Here is a 16,614-nt window from a genome sequence, read left to right on the forward strand (position 1 = left end):
AATTAAATAACTGAACCTAGTTGGAATATCGGTAAGTACATGGCAATAATAAGGCCACCGATCAGTACGCCGAGTACCACCATAATGAGTGGTTCTAATAGGCTAGATAGGCCATCCACCGCATCATCGACTTCTTGTTCGTAGATGTTAGCAACCTTTGCTAACATACCATCTAAAGAGCCTGATTCTTCACCAATAGACACCATTTGCACCACCATATCTGGGAAGACTTTGGTGTTATGCATTGCCCAGTGCATTTGGTTACCCGAGTTAACCTCTGCTTTTATTTCTTTAATTGCGTTTTTGTAGATAATATTGCCTGACGCACCTGCGGCAGAATCGAGCGCATCGCCAAGGGGAACACCCGCTGCAAAGGTAGTCGAAAGCGTACGAGCATAACGCGCTACGGCTGCCTTTTTAAGGATCTCGCCAATCACCGGGATACGTAACATCATACGGTCATTAAAATGCTTTACCGCAGGGCTGCGAATAAGCATTTCTTTATAGGTGTAACTAAAAAGGCCAATACCAAGTACAAATACCCACCAATATTCCTGCATAAATTCGGAAATCGCGATAACCATTAGCGTAAAAGCTGGGAGTTCGGCGCCAAAACCGTTAAATATATCCTGAAACTGAGGTACAACGAAAATAAGCAAAATACCAGTAACAATTAGGGCTACAGCAATAACAGCGACTGGATAAAATAATGCTTTTTTAATTTTGGACTTTAGTGCTTCTGATTTTTCTTTATATAGAGCTACTCGATCAAAAATAGTATCTAGTGCTCCCGATTGTTCGCCTGAGTGGACAAGATCGCAATAAAGTTCATCGAAATATCTTGGATGAGCACGCAGTGATCTAGCAAGAGGTTGTCCTGCTTTAACTTCATCGCAAATGTGGCCAATTAACTTTGATAGGCTTTTATTTTTTATTCCTTTTGAGAGCATTTCTAAGGTCTGTACCAAAGAAACACCAGCCATCAACATGGTGGCAATTTGTCTGGTGGTAGTCGCAATATCTGCGGCGGTTATTTTCTTTGCGCCACCAAAACCAAATAAGGGTTTGGGTTTTCGCTTTACTTTTGACGGAATAACGCCTTGCTTGCGAAGTTGAGCTTTCACCAAAGCGACACTCTGACCTGTCATTTCACCTTGAAGCTTTTTTCCTCGATTATTGACACCGGACCATATAAAAGTGTCTAAGTTATTAGCATTATTCTTATCTGATTTCATGGCTTAGCAGGTGCCTTCTGCGATGCAAGTACTAGATGAATTAAGAGACCAAATGATAGTGTTATTGCTTTCAGAGCCTTCAAGAATATAGTTATCGTTGTCTCCATTCGATGCGCTTGGGTTTGCTACCCCTGTTATTTTAATCGTTTTGTCAAAGCTCAATTGAACAGACTTAACATGTGTCGGAGTATTAATCGATTCAGGTGAAATGCCAAGTTTAATGAGGGTATTACAGTTTTCTAGTTGATAGCCACCCCTAGTGATAAAGCAAGTTTCTACGCCTTTTTTAATGGCTTCTACTGCAAGGATAACTTCCACGAATCTAGCTTTCTTAAACTTGTTATCATATTGTGGGATAGCGATACTCGCCAAGAGAGCAATAATTGCTATTGTGATCATAACTTCCAGCAACGAATAACCAAGGCTATTAGAATAGCCTTGGTATTTATTACTATTTGCTTTGTTAGCAAAGTCCATCAGCTATACAGTCGCCTGTTTGAGCCCATGTTAATGAACCATTTGAAACAGTTGGAGTTAAGATAAAGGTGCTATCGTCAACACTATTTTGGCCTGTTGCAGTAATTTGAGCTGGAGGATCATCAGCAATTACTACTGATAATACATGGGAGCCTGCAGCAGCACCATCAGCATCCAGGCCGATTTCGGCAGCAGTATCACAATTAGCTAAAACACCAGCGCCACGAGTTTGGAAGCAAATATCAACGAGCTGTTTTACCGATTCAGCCGCCAACACTACTTCTGTAAAACGAGCCTTCTTGGTGTAGTTTTGATAAGCAGGCAGAGCTACTGCTGCAAGGATACCGATGATCGCGATAACAATCATTAGTTCGATTAGGGTAAAACCACCCTGTTGTTTTTGAGTCATGATGTGTCTCCTAAATTTTAAGTGACTTAACCGTACAATGTTTAAGTTAAGCGTTTATTAAAACCTTTGCAATAATTACCAATCCATCGAATCAACAAACTGGTGTGCTCAAATTGACTTAACGGCGACCAAGAAGATGCAACAAGTTCATCATTCAAAAATCTTAAAAGCTAAACCCGTTAAGTTTGTGACCGTTCCCTAATCAACTAGAAGTGTAGCACCGATTTAGTTTCAGCGATCACAATTAACATTTACTTTAATAGTAAACGCTGAGCTCAGCAATTGAATTTTAATAATAAATTATTGATTCTCTTGCGGTAGCTCAAGCTTTCCTAATATCGGTTCAAAAAACGAACGGAATTAATCGTTACTGAACATTAAGATCTTGTTACACTCTAGTTCTTTTGTCGTATTTAACGGGTTTTAAGTAGGTTTGTCAACGAAATAGAAAACTTTCTCTATTACGTGGGATTACGGGAAAGTACAGAACACTCCGTTTATGGTAGCGATTTTGTTATTCAATAAGACTAGCTACAGAAAATTGAACTATTACTGGCAGTGTCGCATTGATAGCTTGAATGCCACATTAAGTAAGAAAGAAAAACAAAAGGGCTCAATCAAGGCCCTTTTTGCATGTATAAAAGAGAGGAGGTTGTTAAAGCTTTACATTATTCAAAGCGCATCGACAGGTCGATGCTTTGTAGATGCTTGGTCAGTGCGCCGCTTGAAATAAAATCAACACCAGCTTGTGCGTAAGTCGTCAAAATTTCAATGGTCATATTACCAGAGACTTCTAGCTTAGCTTTACCTTGCGTGATTTCAACCGCTTGTTGAATTTCACTTACGCTGAAGTTGTCCAGCATAATAATATCGCTGCCAGCATCTAAGGCTTGTTGTAATTCGCCTAGGTTTTCTACTTCAACTTCTACCGGCTTGTCTGGGTGGTTATTACGCGCAGTCGCAACGGCTTTGGCGATACTGCCACAGGCGGCAATGTGGTTTTCTTTAATAAGATACGCGTCGAAGAGGCCAATTCTATGATTTTTACCACCGCCACATTTAACGGCGTATTTTTGTAGTGCTCTTAATCCAGGGATGGTTTTACGTGTATCTAGCAGTTTAGTTTGCGTACCACTTAAAACCTCAACATATTTTGCTGTGGTGGTTGCCGTGCCCGATAGCGTTTGTACAAAATTAAGCGCCGTGCGCTCTGCGGTCAGAATCGCTCTGGCTGAGCCGCTTGCGGTAAACAAGCGAGTGTTGGCGGCAACAAAGTCGCCGTCGTTCACAAGTACGTTGACGCTAACACTTGGGTCGACCTGCTGAAAAACTTCTTCGATTAACGCCTTGCCAACGAATACACAATCTTCCCTTGTGATCACATAGGCATTTGCGTGCTGCGTCTCTGGGATAAGGGCTGCGGTAATATCACCTTCGTTTGGTGTTTGATAATTAAGGTCTTCGTCTAGCGCCTGCTTTACCATTTGGCTGATAAGGTTTTGGTCAATCATAGGTTGTCTTTTCATTTTTTCTGCAATGGCCGAATTTTACGCGCGTTTGCCTAGGAGTACAATTGATGGAGAAAAATTCACGATATTTGGCGGGGTGGCTTTTATTTCGCGGGGTAAACCCGCTGCTACGGTTAGGTGTTGTTTGCTGTGATTTGATGTTGAGCCCTTGTGTGTTTTGTAGCAGCGACTTTATGTCGCGATAGAATATTTGAAATACAAAGCCGTGTTTGTAGAGAATGAGTTGACTGCCAAAATGGAGGTCGCGGGGTAAACCCGCTGCTACGGTTATGTGTTGCTTGCTGCGACTTCCGTCGAAACCAATGTGTATTTTCGTAGCAGCGACTTTATGTCGCGACAGCGTGTTTGAAATACAAAGCTTTGTTTGTAGAGAATGAGTTGACTGCCAAAACGGAGGTCGCGGGGTAAACCCGCTGCTACGATTATGCATTGCTTGCTGTGACTTTATGTCGAAACCAATGTGTATTTTTGTAGCAGCGACTTTATGTCGCGACGGAGTATTTGAAATACAAAGTCTTGTTTGTAGGGGATGAGTTGGCGGTTAAAACGGAGGTCGCGGGGTAAACCCGCTGCTACGTGTACATATTGTTTGCTGTGACTTCCGTCGAAACCAATGTGTATTTTTGTAGCAGCGACTTTATGTCGCGATAGAATATTTGAAATACAAAGCTTTGTTTGTAGAGAGTGAGTTGACGGCTAAAACGAAGGTCGCGGGGTAAACACGCTGCTACGTGTATGTGTTGCTTGCAACTGTGATTTGATGTTGAACCCTTGTGTGTTTTGTAGCAGCGACTTTATGTCGCGACAGAGTATTTGAAATGCAAAGCCGTGTTTGTGAAGAATGAGTTGACGGGTAAAACGGAGGTCGCGGGGTAAACCCGCTGCTACGGTTATGTGTTGTTTGTTGTGATTTGATGTCGCGACACTATTGTTATACTAAACCCATCCCTACCTTTTGTCTTATTTTGTCTTTATAATCGAATGCAAACCAAGGCTTGGAACTAATACTTTGAATTGGCTACCTTTTGCTAAACACAAGCAATCCCCGCATTACGATGAAAGACCACAAGCGTGTGAGATAGATTTACTGGTGATCCACAATATCTCGCTGCCTGCAGGGTGCTTTGGCACGCCGTACGTGGAAGACTTATTTATGGGCACGCTGGACTGCGGCGCACATCCAACTTTTTCTGACTTAGAGGGAGTAAGGGTGTCGGCGCACTGCGTTATACGTCGTGACGGTAGCATCACCCAATACGTTCCCTTCATTGAACGGGCTTGGCATGCTGGAGTGTCGCAGTGGCAAGGTCGAACGCGTTGTAATGACTTTGCAATTGGTATTGAAATGGAGGGCACAGACACCACGCCATATACCGAAGCACAATATGCGAGTTTAGTAAAAACAACGCGTTGGCTGCAGCAGCACTATCCAAAGCTGACGAATGATCGTATTGTAGGGCACAATGATATTGCTCCTGGAAGAAAGACAGATCCGGGGGCTGCATTTGATTGGCAGCATTATTTTACCTTGTTAAATAACCAAGAGAGCTAGGCAAGCATGATCTTAATTTCTATCATCATCGCGCTTATTATTGAACGACTTGGCGCGCGGGCGAATTACTGGCAAGTCGATTATTACCTGCAAAGTTACTATGCGAAAACCAAATCTTGGACCCAGCCAAATGCCATGTTGGGCTCGCATTTCGGTGTGATGCTTTGGTTAGTTATTCCTGCATTGGTCGTTGCTTTTATTTACAGTCTAAGTGACTTTGTATTTTGGCAGTTTGCAATCAATATCTGTGTGCTCTTAGTCTGTTTTGGTTGTGCAAAATATCGCAAGCTTTATAAAGGCTATTTAAATGCGCTGACCAGAGGTGATAACGAAGCGGCTACGCTTTATGCGTTACAAATGGGGCAAGACAAATTAGAAGATGAGCCGGGCGGCGAGACGTTTGGTCAGACGCTTTCGTGGATCAACTTTCAACATTACTGCGGAGTTATTTTTTGGTTTGTGGCGTTGGGCGCACCGGGTGCTGTGCTATATGCGATGGTAAGGCAAATTGTGCATTGGCATCATGAGCAAGAAAACCCGCCGCTACAGCATGTGTTTGAGCAGTTTTGCCGGTTATTTTATTGGCTAAATTGGCTTCCGGCACGGATCGCAAGCTTTGGTTTTTTGATCATTGGTAACTTTAGTAAAGGTACATCAAGTTGGTTGAAGTATGTGCTAGATTTTAAAACCACAAATCGTCAAATCGTCACAAGCACTGCACTTGCGGCTGAGCAAATTGAACAGCAGTTTTTAGGTTGTACCTTTGAAGCAAGCTGTATGATGCGCCTCGTGAAGCGCAATATTTTGTTTTATCTCGTGATTATTGCTGTATTAACCTTATTTGGTTGGGTGGAGTAGCCCTAGCTGCAAATCACACCTACCTTTATAACAATGCTCCATATACCGTAAGCGTATAGGGAGCATTTGAAATCAGTGTTTAAAGTTGGTCTCTAACCAGCGTTTTTTCTGCTCTTCCATTTTGGTAACAAGCGGCGCATCAAAGCCCATATTTTGAATCACATAATCCGTAACGTCTATCAAATCACACACCCCAGTTACTGACCAAAGCGCTTCTTCTAGGTCTTTTGCTTTGTGGATTGCATAGTGGCTTACATAGCGCAGCTCATTCGCAAGATAATCCATATCTGGGCGGCCGGTTTTTGATACATAGAGCTGATAGACGAAGAGTAAGTCGTTGCGCAGTGCTTTTTTAGCATACAAGTACAAACTGTCAATAGACTCATCATGAGCGATAACTTGCGCACCAACCGCCTCATGTTGATTGGTTTGGTTTGAATTGAACTTAATAAACACCAAGTATTTAAGCGGTTTATCTTGTCGCGATTTCGCCTTTAGAATTTCTGTTAGCTTTTCTTCGACGAAGCGCTCGGGGAAAATCGCTTTGGCGTCCAAAGTGTTATCGTCATTATCACTAAACGAATGCAATAAGTGGTGAAGGGATGTCGGGTAAAGCCCCTGTCCAATTGCTCCCACCGCATTATGTGAGGTCTCTTTGTGTAAATAAAGTGGAAACTGACAAACGGATTTAGTCACCATGTTACGCAGTGCAAGTGATAGTCCCGGTACCTTTGGTGCTTCATCACAAGCAACTAGCTTGTCTTTATTACTCTCAATAAGGGCTTTAAAGAACCCCATGGCAGAATGGTCGAGTTGACCTATTTTCTGCACTTTCAAGTTAATGATAGTTTTAGTTTTATTGACCATCATCACTTCATAACGCAAATTCGTTAAATTATGCTGCTTCGTCAATTTTTGTAAATCAACTAAGTCCAAGTGTATCGAGTCACCTTTATTAAGCGGCATTTCTTGGCCGCACTCTATTTGTAAACCCATGACAGAAAAATCACGGGTAACGCAGTTGAAAGTGCCTTGACCGTCAATATGAACGACGACATTGGTTTTATAAAGATAGCGCCTGTGTGCACGCAAGTTAACGTATTCTAACGCAACCACCTCAAGTGGAGGGGGGGTGGCTGATTTGCCGTGACCGAACTTCTTTAATTGATTAACTAAGCTTTGTTCATAACTCAGACGTTGGAATCGCTCAGTGATTGACGGGTTACCGATATCTGTCAGTAACATGAGATATTTTACGTCTTGGATAAAGCCTTGCACCCTTGGCGTGGGGCGTTTATTTAGCTTTTCGACATTTTTACCTGCACTTGCAGGAAGCGAAAGTGGGATAAAGGCGTCTTCATGGTGACTTGGCATCAACTGAACTTTAAACGTGCGCCAGCTGTCTTTTTGGCTGCCAAAGGCAAAAAACAGATCGTTTAGCTGCTGCATTTCTTCCAGCTCAAAGTCAAAGGCTGAGTAAAAGTACATTTTACCTTGACTAGAGTGAGTAAACACATGGCATACCGCTTCTTTTACCGCGCCACAAAGCGTTAGCAGTCGCTGCATTCGTTTTTGGTTGAAGACGGAATATAGGCTTGATTGCTTTCTTTCGTCTTCAAAGTAGTAATTGATGTAAGCGTTATTTTCGTTGGTAAGCACCATGCTTGGATAAAGTTGTTTTTGTTTCTCACTGATGAAAACAAACAAAGAGCAGACCCGTGGTAGATAGTATTGCTCATAGCCCTTACAAACAACGGCGTCCAGAGTGTTGTCGAGATTTATTTTATAACGGCGCTTATTACCGTGAATAAAGCTATTTAAAAAGTCATCAAACCCTTGGTTTTTCTCGATAAATGTACGCTTTAAGCGAACTTGATTGTATTCAATCGTACCCGGTTCTACGGCGACGACTTCATACTGAATACCTTCTTTCAAGCCAAGTTCAAAGTCTTGCTCGAGACCCACCAAGCGGATCGAAATGATTTGTCCGGGATCTACTTGCTGATTGGTCGGTAATTTTATTTTAGCGCCGCTGAGGGAAATATCGGAGGTAGTAGCGGAAACCTTAGGACGATTTTTTGCCAGTTCCACTGTGATCTTAATGGAGTAATTCATGCGCTCTTCAGAGCGACTTTCGTATGACGCGAAACGAACGAGTTTAGTGTAGTTATGATTGACCGCGTCCTTTTCTACCTCTTCTTCGCGTGCTTGGGCCTGCTTTTGCATGACCTTATAATTATTGTCGGTACTCATTACGGATTCGTAAACTGCAAGGGTATAACCCCCGTGTTTAGCGACTTCTCGCTCGAATACTTCGATTGCTAAGTCATCCATAAAGTGCTGTTTGCCTTCATATTCATAAGGCTTAACTTGACCTGCGACTTGTCCTCTGAGGTCAATAAATCGTGCCACGGGCTGAGATAGCCGCGACATTTCCATTTTTAATAGAAATTGGTCCGGCTTGGACAGGTCCGCAGTACGTTGCTTAAATATGCGATCAAAAGCCGGATCGCCAAGATCCAGTTTTAAATCCTCAATTAAGCTTTGATATTTTTGTAATCTATCTTCAGGCATAAACAGTTTTACACGCGCTCATTTTATGTGACCAGTTGGGTCACCGCCAATATTATGTCAACATTGGCGCTTTATTAGTTTATTCTTAACCTATTATTGTGTTTAAGCAAGATATATACCTGTAATTTATGGCAAAAAAGAAAACAGCATTTGTATGTAGCGATTGTGGTGCCGAATTCGCGCGTTGGCAAGGCCAATGCTCGGAGTGTAAGGCATGGAATACCGTAACGGAGTTTCGCGTTCCGTCAGCAAAATCGGTCCCTCAAGGCGGTTCAACGTCAGGCTATGCCGGCCTTGTTGAAGCTAAAGTACAAACCTTAGATGAAGTTAACCTAGAGCAGTTACCGCGATTTTCAACTGGCTTTAAAGAGTTTGACCGTGTCCTTGGTGGTGGAGTTGTACCGGGAAGTGCAATATTAATCGGTGGTAGCCCCGGCGCTGGTAAGAGTACGGTGCTGCTGCAAACCATGTGTCGCCTTGCCGAAACCATGAACACTTTGTATGTCACCGGTGAAGAGTCGCTGCAACAAGTTGCCATGCGTGCGACACGATTGGGGCTGCCTACAAATAAGTTAAAAACACTCGCAGAAACCAATGTTGAGACGATTTGCCAGCTCGCACTTCGTGAAAAACCAAGCATTATGGTCATCGATTCGATTCAAGTAATGCATATGAGTGATATTCAATCTGCACCGGGGTCGGTTTCTCAAGTACGTGAAAGCGCGGCCTATTTGACGCGTTTTGCCAAAACCAATCAGGTCGCCATTATCATGGTGGGACACGTAACTAAAGACGGCACACTTGCCGGCCCTAAGGTGCTGGAGCATTGTATTGACTGCTCTATTTTACTGGAAGGCAGTGCCGACAGCCGCTTTAGAACATTGCGTGGCAATAAAAACCGTTTTGGTGCTGTAAACGAGTTGGGTGTGTTTGCGATGACAAGCCAAGGTCTAAAGGAAGTAAACAATCCTTCGGCCATTTTCTTAAATCGTGGTGAAGCGCAAACACCAGGCTCATTAGTTATGGTTATTTGGGAAGGCACGCGGCCACTCCTTGTGGAAGTTCAAGCGCTAGTCGACTATTCACAGCTCGCCAACCCGCGTCGCGTCACTGTTGGTTTGGAACAAAATCGCCTAGCCATGCTACTTGCGGTACTGCATCGTCACGGTGGTTTGCAGGTGTCGGATCAAGATGTGTTTGTAAACGTCGTAGGCGGTGTCAAAGTGACCGAAACCAGTGCTGATTTAGCCTTGATAGCCGCACTGGTTTCAAGCTTTAAAAACCAAACCTTAGACAGGCAGCTGGTGGTATTTGGTGAGGTGGGGTTAGGAGGTGAGATCCGCCCGGTGCCAAGTGGGCAAGAGCGATTGCGTGAAGCATCTAAGCATGGATTTACAAGAGCAATTGTACCAAAAGCAAATAAACCAAAAGAAAATATTGAAGGGATGGAAATTGTTGCCGTCTCTAGCCTCAGCGAAGCGCTTGAGGCACTTTTTTAAATAATGGAGTGAAATATGAATAAGTCCACATTAGCAGTTGCCGTTGTGGTACTAGCGGGCGCAGGGTATGTTGGCGCCAACTATTATGTAAATGAGCAAGTGAAGCAAGAAATCACCAAGCAAATAGAAAACTTCGAACAAGACAGTGGCCTTACGGTGAGTTTTGCAAACAGCTCTGTTGATTTGTTTACCCGGGGTGTAGAAATTACCGACCTAACAATTTCACAAGCCGATGAAAATATTCCCATATTTACTATTGAGAAGTTAAATGTTGTGGGTTACGAGCAAGACAAAATCAGCCCCTATACCGAGCTTGACCTAGTCGGTTTAAAATTAGCAAAAGAAGCTGAAGAGTTTACCCAAGGGATGTCGCCGGAGCTGGTGAATGCAACGTACCATTTGAATACAAGTCTCGCTTATGATGAAGCATCTGGCGCCAGCGAGTTTACATTCGCATCTTCTGCAGAAGGCATTGCAAAGAGCTCTTTTAATGCTGCGCTTGGAAACAGTAAGGCCCTTATGGATGCTTCATTAGCGGCATCAAAAATTCAAAGTGATACACCAAACCTTGAACAAGAGCTTCAAGTGCAGTCGCAAATGATGGCGGCAATGCAATCGCTCGAATTAAAATCGCTGGCTGTTAATATTGACAATGCAGGTAGCTTACCTCAGTTACTTGAGTCTGAAATTGCTCAGCAGGGTATGAGCAAGGCTGACTTTCAGGCGATTGTTGCCCAGCAACTACAAATGATGATGCTACCTGCTGAAATTCAAACGGCTGTGAATGACTTTGCCAATGGAATGGAGTCACTTTCTATATCTGTTTCGATACCACAAAGTCAAAGTATGATGGCTCTGGGGCAGCAATTATCTATGGCTATGGCGCAAAATCCAGAAACACTGTCGGAACTTATCGAGATCAACGCGAGCGGTAAGTAAAGCTAATCCAGCATGGTTAAAGGGATTTTGGGCTTGCTCCTAAATCCCTTCATCTCTCATAAGCCCACTCATTCGCAATATTAGTTTTACCAAATTGGTGAAATCTAAAGCAGCCTTGAGGTTGATCATACAATTCGTTGGAGTTGCAAAGGCTGCGGTGGTAGCATTGGAGTATCAATTGCTTGGGAATGTATTTATGAGCGAATTCAAAGACTACCAGCAAGCTCAATTGCTATTAGAAAAACACGAATTATTTATTGCCCCCGCCGAAGTTCACGGCACCATTTCTGGGCTATTGGCCTGTGGTCTGAATATCGAAGATTCGGAGTATTTAGGGCTATTGAGCGACGTATTCAACGACGGTCAAAAATTTTCAGCGCCAATTAGAGAATTTTGCATCGATTTATATAAGCAAGTTGCTGAGCACTTCAACGACGGCGAGTTCCAGTTTGAACTATATTTACCGCCAGAAGATGAGTCGTTACATGACCAAGCTAATGCACTGATTGCTTGGGTATCAGGCTTTTTACTGGGCTTTGGTTTAAAGCAAAAAGATTACGGTAAGTTATCTGCTGATGTTAAAGAAGTGATTAACGATTTTAGCGAAATAACTAAGCTTGATACTGGTTTTGAAGACAGCAACGACGATAAAGAAGCACTGCTCGAAGTGGTAGAATATGTGCGTGTTTCTACACTACTATGCTTTGCCGAGATGGGTAAAGAACCCCAGTCCGTTAGCACATCAAAGACGATACATTAATTATGATAAAAAACAGCGAGTTTGTAGCACGCCGTGCGCGTCTTATTGCGGCATTAGATAACAACGCCGTAGCGATTATTCCTGCGGCCGTAGAGTTAACCCGTAGCCGCGACACTGAATTTCCATTTCGCCAAGATAGCGACTTTTTTTACCTGACTGGATTTAAAGAGCCGGATGCGGTTTTGGTGCTTACGAAAGACAGAGACGGCAAAGCGCAGTCTACGCTGTTTTGTCGTAATAAAGATAAGGTTGCTGAGATTTGGCATGGTCGCCGTATGGGCTATGAGCAAGCTAAATCGCAACTTGAACTTGACCAAACCTTTGCGCTGAGTGACTTAGACGACGAGCTATTAAATCTTGTGAATGGTCGCAAGGTATTATTCTACGGACAAGGCACATATAGCGCCTTTGATGATAAGGTTTGGCAGCTACTAAGCACATTGCGTGGTGCACCGAAAAAGGGCTATCGCGCACCTGAGATCATCAAAGATATTCGTCCACTCGTCCATGAAATGCGCTTATTTAAGTCGGATGCTGAAATCGCCATCATGCGCGAAGCGGGCAGGATCAGTGCTGAGGCGCACAAACGCGCCATGCAGTTTGCCAAGCCGGGCGCAACGGAATACCAGCTTGAAGCCGAAATTCATCATCATTACGCAATGAATGGGGCGCGTCACCCAGCCTATGGCACCATTGTTGGCAGCGGCATCAATGCGACGATTTTACACTACACCGACAACTGTGATGCGCTACAAGATGGCGACTTAGTACTGATTGATTCGGGTTGTGAGCTTGAAGGCTATGCGGCTGATATAACTCGTACTTTCCCAGTAAACGGCCAGTTTACTGATGCGCAGCGCAAGATTTATGAGTTGGTATTGGCCGCGCAAAATGCCGCCTTTGGTGAAGTAAAACCGGGTGGTACATTAGTCAAAGCCAATCAAGTGGCGATGACTGTATTGACTCAAGGACTAGTAGATTTAGGCATTCTTGCGGGCGATGTTAATGAACTCGTAGAAGCGCAGGCATGCAAAGCATTCTACATGCATGGTTTAGGTCATTGGCTAGGTCTTGATGTTCACGATGTCGGTGAATACAAGTTAGATGAAGCGGATCGTCCATTCGAACCTGGCATGGTACTTACCATTGAGCCGGGTCTGTATTTTGACGAAGATGCGCAAGTTCCTGATGAGTATAAAGGAATTGGCATTCGTATCGAAGATGATTTGTTGGTCACTGAGTCAGGCTATGAAAACTTAACCGTACTGGTGCCAAAAACCATCGCAGAAATAGAAGCATTAATGAATAACTAGTGGACACTTTGCGTGCAACAGTTTGATGTCGTCGTGGTTGGTGGGGGTATGGCAGGAGCCAGCGCCGCCATCGCCATAAAAAAAGTCTCTCCGCAGGCAAAGATTGCGGTTATTGAAGCCTTTGCGCCCAAAGGTAAGCAGCATCCAAGTTTTGACGACCGTAGTATTGCGCTTGCTGCGCAATCGGTCGCATTTTTGGGCGAGCTAAATCTATTTAATCCCGAGTGGCAGTACGTTGAGCCAATCACACAAGTGAATGTTTCAGACAGAGGTCACTTCGGTAAAGCGTGGATAAACTCTGAAGACTACAACCAAAAAGCGTTGGGCTATGTGGTTGAAGTCAATCCCTACGGCAGATTTTTACACGAGCAGCTGAGCAATCTTGATATTGCACTGTTTTGCCCAAACCAAGTGGCGCATATACATCAACAACCAGAACAGGTTGAACTGACCCTCGATAATGGTGAGCAATTACAAAGCCGATTATTGGTTGTTGCGGATGGCGCGCAATCTCCCACGCGGGCTAAGCTCAATATCGGCTTTGATAGCATAGGCTACGAGCAAGGCGCATTGATTGCCAATGTGCAAATCGACACGGCTCATGGTGGTCAGGCGTTCGAGCGTTTTACCGAACATGGCCCGATGGCGCTGCTGCCAATGAGTGATAATCGTTATTCGCTGGTGTGGTGTATGCCAAATGAACACCTTAGCGAGTTTGAAGCGATGACAGCACACGAGTTTTTAGCTGCATTGCAGCAAGCCTTTGGTTATCGCGCCGGGCGCTTTGTGCAAGTGGGTATGAGAGCAAGCTATCCGCTAGTGCTTGGGCGAGTAGAGCAACTCACTCATCATCGCGTGGTGGTGATTGGCAATGCGGCGCATGCCATTCATCCCATTGCAGGACAGGGCTTTAATTTAGGTCTACGAGATATTCAAGCCCTAGCCTCACAATGTCAGGCGAACGTGCTTGATGAGTGGGGAAGTTTTCAATTTACGCGTGCTTATCAACTGGCGCGAGCGCAAGATATTAATACGGTGATGACATTAACCGATGCGCTCGTTCGACTATTTTCAAACTCATCAAGAACCTTAGCCTTAGGCCGTAGTTTAGGTCTACTCACCATGGCGCTGTCCAAAACAGCAAGGGCGCCGCTGGCCAAGCAATTGATGGGATATAAAGGATAAAGGAGTTGGCATGCAACAAGTTCAAGTTTGTATTGTTGGTGGTGGATGTGTTGGTTTAACGCTGGCGCTAGGGCTTGCGCAGCAAAATATCTCGGTATTAGTGCTAGACAGTGGTGAAAAGCCAACACCATTGGCACAAGAATACAGCGCACGCGTGAGTGCGATAAGCGCTGCAAGTCAGGCTTTATTTGAGCGCTTGGGCGTGTGGCCTGATATTAAAGCGCAGCGCGCCGCAGCATATACTCGTATGGATGTACGCGATAAAGACAGCTTTGGTAAAATCGCCTTTGATAATGTCTCGTTAGACTTACCTGAGCTTGGTCACATCATTGAAAACGACGCCATTCGCTATGCGTTGTTAACAGCACTCGAAGCACAGCAATCGGCCAAACTGATGTGGAACACAAAATACCAAAGCTTGCATCAAACAGACACAGATGTGTTGCTAACCTTAGCTACTGGTGAACCTGTGATGGCGAAACTAGTGGTGGCAGCTGATGGCGCACGTTCGGCTATTCGCCAGCAGTTTAATATGCCAATCACGTATTGGGATTATGATCACCATGCGCTGGTTGCAACGATAAAAACCGCAGCGCCACATGATGCAACAGCAAGACAAGTGTTCCTTCCTGATGGGCCGCTGGCCTTTTTGCCGCTTGATGATCCACATACTCATTCAATTGTATGGTCTACCGCACCGGATAAAGCAAAGCAGCTACAAGCCATGCCGGTCGAGGCGTTTAATAAAGCGTTGAGTGCTGCAATTGATATGCAGTGCGGTGTGTGTGAATTGATTAGCGAAAGACATGTTTTTCCATTGACCATGCGTTATGCAAAACAATGGGTGCAAGGGCGGATCGTTTTAATGGGCGACGCGGCACATACCATTCACCCGCTTGCAGGTCTTGGCATGAATTTAGGGCTAAAAGACGCTGCCTATTTGATCACCTTGTTATCAGCACCGCAAGAGCAATTTGCCAGCACACGGATACTGCGCCAATATGAGCGCAGCAGAAAAGCAGATGCTCAAAAGCATATTGCCATGATGCAAGGACTTAAAGAGCTGTTTGAAGGCAATCACCCGTTGAAAAAGCTAGTGCGCGGTGTGGGCCTAAGCTTGGTCGACAACCTCGGGCCAATCAAACATCTGTTCGCTAAAGAAGCGATAGGCGGCAAATAAAAACCTCGCCGCGTAAAGCGGATCCCACAGAGGTTTTATATTGCTGGTAGGAGCGATTTTACATCGCGATCTTTTCAACAATCTTGTCGCGTAAAGCGTCTCCCACAGAGGTTTTATGCTGCTGGTGGGAGCGATTTTACATCGCGATCATTTCAACAATCTCGCCGCGTAAAGCGGCTCCCACAGAGATTTTGTGTTGCTGGTAGGAGCGGGTTCACCCCGCGATCTTTTCCTAAAACAGGTATCACCAACTTTATAAATCCCCAATCCCATTGCTTAAATAAATACAATTCCAATAAGGATAATCACCAATCTGTTTTACCAACCCTGCCCGAAGCGGGTTTGCAACTATGTATCTTGCTTGGTTTCTTAACATAGTGTTATGCAAAATACAGGTGTCATAAAAATCCTTTTGCCATAGCTGCCGAATGTTCATTGTTCTTAGCTTAGTTGCCGTTCTTCCTTTTAAAGACCGAATGGCATCAGACAAAGAACACACATCCATTAGTTGAAACAGGAGATGTAAATGATCTGGCATCAGTGTGTAGGCAATTAATTTGATAAAGTTATCCTGCTCAAGGTGATAAATTTCGCGAATAACAACTTGATTGACTGCGAGGTTATTAAAAACAGCTATTTTGTTTTTACAGCAAATGGTGATTGCATAGTATTGACCAGCCGATGAAACTCGGCCTTTCCTTAAACGGCAGCTATGTGGCATGACTCCCTCCTTGAGTTCATTAATAAGTGCTCACGTAAGTATAGGACAAGATCGCCGCGTAAAGCGGCTCCCACAGAGATTTTATATTGCTGGTAGGAGCGGGTTCACCCGCGATCATTTCAACAATCTCGCCGCGTAAAGCGGCTCCCACAGAGATTTTATATTGCTGGTAGGAGCGGGTTCACCCCGCGATCATTGCCAACAATCTCGCCGCATAAAGCGGCTCCCACAGAGGTTTTGTGTTGTTGGTAGGAGCGGGCTTACCCCGCGATCTTTTAACCTAACCTCAATGCGATAAACTCAGCGAGTTTATCTACGGCGTGGGCGGATTCTTGGGTGTTTTTGACAAGGCTGATACCGATTTGACCGAGTTCGGGTAATAT

The 16,614-nt window shown here is 44.3% G+C and carries 14 protein-coding genes and 1 pseudogene; 8 read left to right on the plus strand and 7 right to left on the minus strand.

What is annotated here, in order from left to right:
• Positions 1-2 precede the first annotated feature (2 nt).
• The 4 genes from MHN32_RS19120 to nadC form a co-directional block, all read right to left on the minus strand.
• The gene (locus tag MHN32_RS19120; RefSeq protein WP_239422535.1) at positions 3-1,235 is read right to left on the minus strand and encodes a type II secretion system F family protein; all 1,233 of its coding nucleotides are present in this window, start codon (positions 1,233-1,235) and stop codon (positions 3-5) included.
• A 3-nt stretch (positions 1,236-1,238) separates the two neighbouring features.
• The gene (locus MHN32_RS19125) at positions 1,239-1,712 is read right to left on the minus strand and encodes a prepilin-type N-terminal cleavage/methylation domain-containing protein (RefSeq protein WP_239422536.1); all 474 of its coding nucleotides are present in this window, start codon (positions 1,710-1,712) and stop codon (positions 1,239-1,241) included.
• On the minus strand, positions 1,699-2,121 hold the full coding sequence (locus MHN32_RS19130) for a prepilin-type N-terminal cleavage/methylation domain-containing protein (RefSeq protein WP_239422537.1): 423 nt from the start codon (positions 2,119-2,121) through the stop codon (positions 1,699-1,701). Before MHN32_RS19130 ends, MHN32_RS19125 begins: the two co-directional genes overlap by 14 nt.
• Before the next feature lie 668 nt (positions 2,122-2,789).
• Positions 2,790-3,632, minus strand: coding sequence for a carboxylating nicotinate-nucleotide diphosphorylase (nadC, locus tag MHN32_RS19135; protein WP_239422543.1), 843 nt, complete (start codon positions 3,630-3,632; stop codon positions 2,790-2,792).
• A gap of 1,027 nt (positions 3,633-4,659) precedes the next feature.
• Here nadC and ampD point away from each other — a divergent pair.
• Complete coding sequence (gene ampD / locus MHN32_RS19140) at positions 4,660-5,202, plus strand: 1,6-anhydro-N-acetylmuramyl-L-alanine amidase AmpD (RefSeq protein WP_102056267.1); 543 nt, start codon at positions 4,660-4,662, stop codon at positions 5,200-5,202.
• 6 nt (positions 5,203-5,208) lie between these two features.
• Positions 5,209-6,060, plus strand: a complete 852-nt coding sequence (ampE, locus tag MHN32_RS19145) for a beta-lactamase regulator AmpE (protein WP_095727228.1) — start codon at positions 5,209-5,211, stop codon at positions 6,058-6,060.
• Positions 6,061-6,132: 72 nt separating this feature from the next.
• Here ampE and MHN32_RS19150 read toward each other — a convergent pair whose 3' ends face one another.
• Positions 6,133-8,634: a PilZ domain-containing protein gene (locus MHN32_RS19150; protein ID WP_239422538.1), complete on the minus strand. Its 2,502-nt coding sequence runs from the start codon at positions 8,632-8,634 to the stop codon at positions 6,133-6,135.
• Between the two features lie 128 nt (positions 8,635-8,762).
• On the opposite strand from MHN32_RS19150, the gene radA reads away from it, so the two are divergent.
• From radA to MHN32_RS19180, 6 genes are all read left to right on the plus strand, one after another.
• Positions 8,763-10,133 (plus strand): DNA repair protein RadA, encoded by a 1,371-nt coding sequence (radA, locus tag MHN32_RS19155; RefSeq protein ID WP_010370516.1) that lies wholly within the window; start codon positions 8,763-8,765, stop codon positions 10,131-10,133.
• 15 nt (positions 10,134-10,148) lie between these two features.
• Positions 10,149-11,072, plus strand: coding sequence for a DUF945 family protein (locus MHN32_RS19160; protein ID WP_239422539.1), 924 nt, complete (start codon positions 10,149-10,151; stop codon positions 11,070-11,072).
• Between the two features lie 196 nt (positions 11,073-11,268).
• Positions 11,269-11,832 carry a UPF0149 family protein gene (locus tag MHN32_RS19165; protein WP_026000986.1) on the plus strand — a complete coding sequence of 188 codons (564 nt, stop codon included), beginning with the start codon at positions 11,269-11,271 and terminating at the stop codon, positions 11,830-11,832.
• 2 nt (positions 11,833-11,834) lie between these two features.
• Positions 11,835-13,145 carry a Xaa-Pro aminopeptidase gene (pepP, locus tag MHN32_RS19170; protein WP_239422540.1) on the plus strand — a complete coding sequence of 437 codons (1,311 nt, stop codon included), beginning with the start codon at positions 11,835-11,837 and terminating at the stop codon, positions 13,143-13,145.
• A 12-nt stretch (positions 13,146-13,157) separates the two neighbouring features.
• Entirely contained in the window at positions 13,158-14,330 is a 1,173-nt protein-coding gene (gene ubiH / locus MHN32_RS19175; protein ID WP_239422541.1) for a 2-octaprenyl-6-methoxyphenyl hydroxylase, read from the plus strand.
• A gap of 10 nt (positions 14,331-14,340) precedes the next feature.
• Positions 14,341-15,510 carry an FAD-dependent monooxygenase gene (locus tag MHN32_RS19180; RefSeq protein ID WP_174170827.1) on the plus strand — a complete coding sequence of 390 codons (1,170 nt, stop codon included), beginning with the start codon at positions 14,341-14,343 and terminating at the stop codon, positions 15,508-15,510.
• Between the two features lie 253 nt (positions 15,511-15,763).
• On the opposite strand, the gene MHN32_RS19185 is transcribed toward MHN32_RS19180, so the two are convergent.
• Both MHN32_RS19185 and MHN32_RS19190 read right to left on the minus strand, forming a co-directional pair.
• Positions 15,764-16,231, minus strand: coding sequence for a transposase (locus MHN32_RS19185; protein ID WP_239422542.1), 468 nt, complete (start codon positions 16,229-16,231; stop codon positions 15,764-15,766).
• Positions 16,232-16,506: 275 nt separating this feature from the next.
• Positions 16,507-16,614 (minus strand): annotated as a pseudogene (locus MHN32_RS19190) (LysR family transcriptional regulator); the annotation flags it as partial.

Origin of the sequence: Pseudoalteromonas sp. Of11M-6 (assembly GCF_022347905.1) — a bacterium.
In the GTDB taxonomy this organism is placed as follows: Bacteria; Pseudomonadota; Gammaproteobacteria; order Enterobacterales; family Alteromonadaceae; genus Pseudoalteromonas.

Bases quoted from the DNA above. Each gene is read 5' to 3' on its own strand.
- MHN32_RS19160 (WP_239422539.1), top strand. From the start codon at position 10,149: ATGAATAAGTCCACATTAGCAGTTGCCGTTGTGGTACTAGCGGGCGCA.
- MHN32_RS19130 (WP_239422537.1), bottom strand. From the start codon at position 2,121: ATGACTCAAAAACAACAGGGTGGTTTTACCCTAATCGAACTAATGATT.
- MHN32_RS19125 (WP_239422536.1), bottom strand. From the start codon at position 1,712: ATGGACTTTGCTAACAAAGCAAATAGTAATAAATACCAAGGCTATTCT.
- MHN32_RS19180 (WP_174170827.1), top strand. From the start codon at position 14,341: ATGCAACAAGTTCAAGTTTGTATTGTTGGTGGTGGATGTGTTGGTTTA.
- MHN32_RS19120 (WP_239422535.1), bottom strand. From the start codon at position 1,235: ATGAAATCAGATAAGAATAATGCTAATAACTTAGACACTTTTATATGG.
- nadC (WP_239422543.1), bottom strand. From the start codon at position 3,632: ATGATTGACCAAAACCTTATCAGCCAAATGGTAAAGCAGGCGCTAGAC.
- MHN32_RS19150 (WP_239422538.1), bottom strand. From the start codon at position 8,634: ATGCCTGAAGATAGATTACAAAAATATCAAAGCTTAATTGAGGATTTA.
- pepP (WP_239422540.1), top strand. From the start codon at position 11,835: ATGATAAAAAACAGCGAGTTTGTAGCACGCCGTGCGCGTCTTATTGCG.
- ampE (WP_095727228.1), top strand. From the start codon at position 5,209: ATGATCTTAATTTCTATCATCATCGCGCTTATTATTGAACGACTTGGC.
- MHN32_RS19185 (WP_239422542.1), bottom strand. From the start codon at position 16,231: ATGCCACATAGCTGCCGTTTAAGGAAAGGCCGAGTTTCATCGGCTGGT.
- MHN32_RS19165 (WP_026000986.1), top strand. From the start codon at position 11,269: ATGAGCGAATTCAAAGACTACCAGCAAGCTCAATTGCTATTAGAAAAA.
- radA (WP_010370516.1), top strand. From the start codon at position 8,763: ATGGCAAAAAAGAAAACAGCATTTGTATGTAGCGATTGTGGTGCCGAA.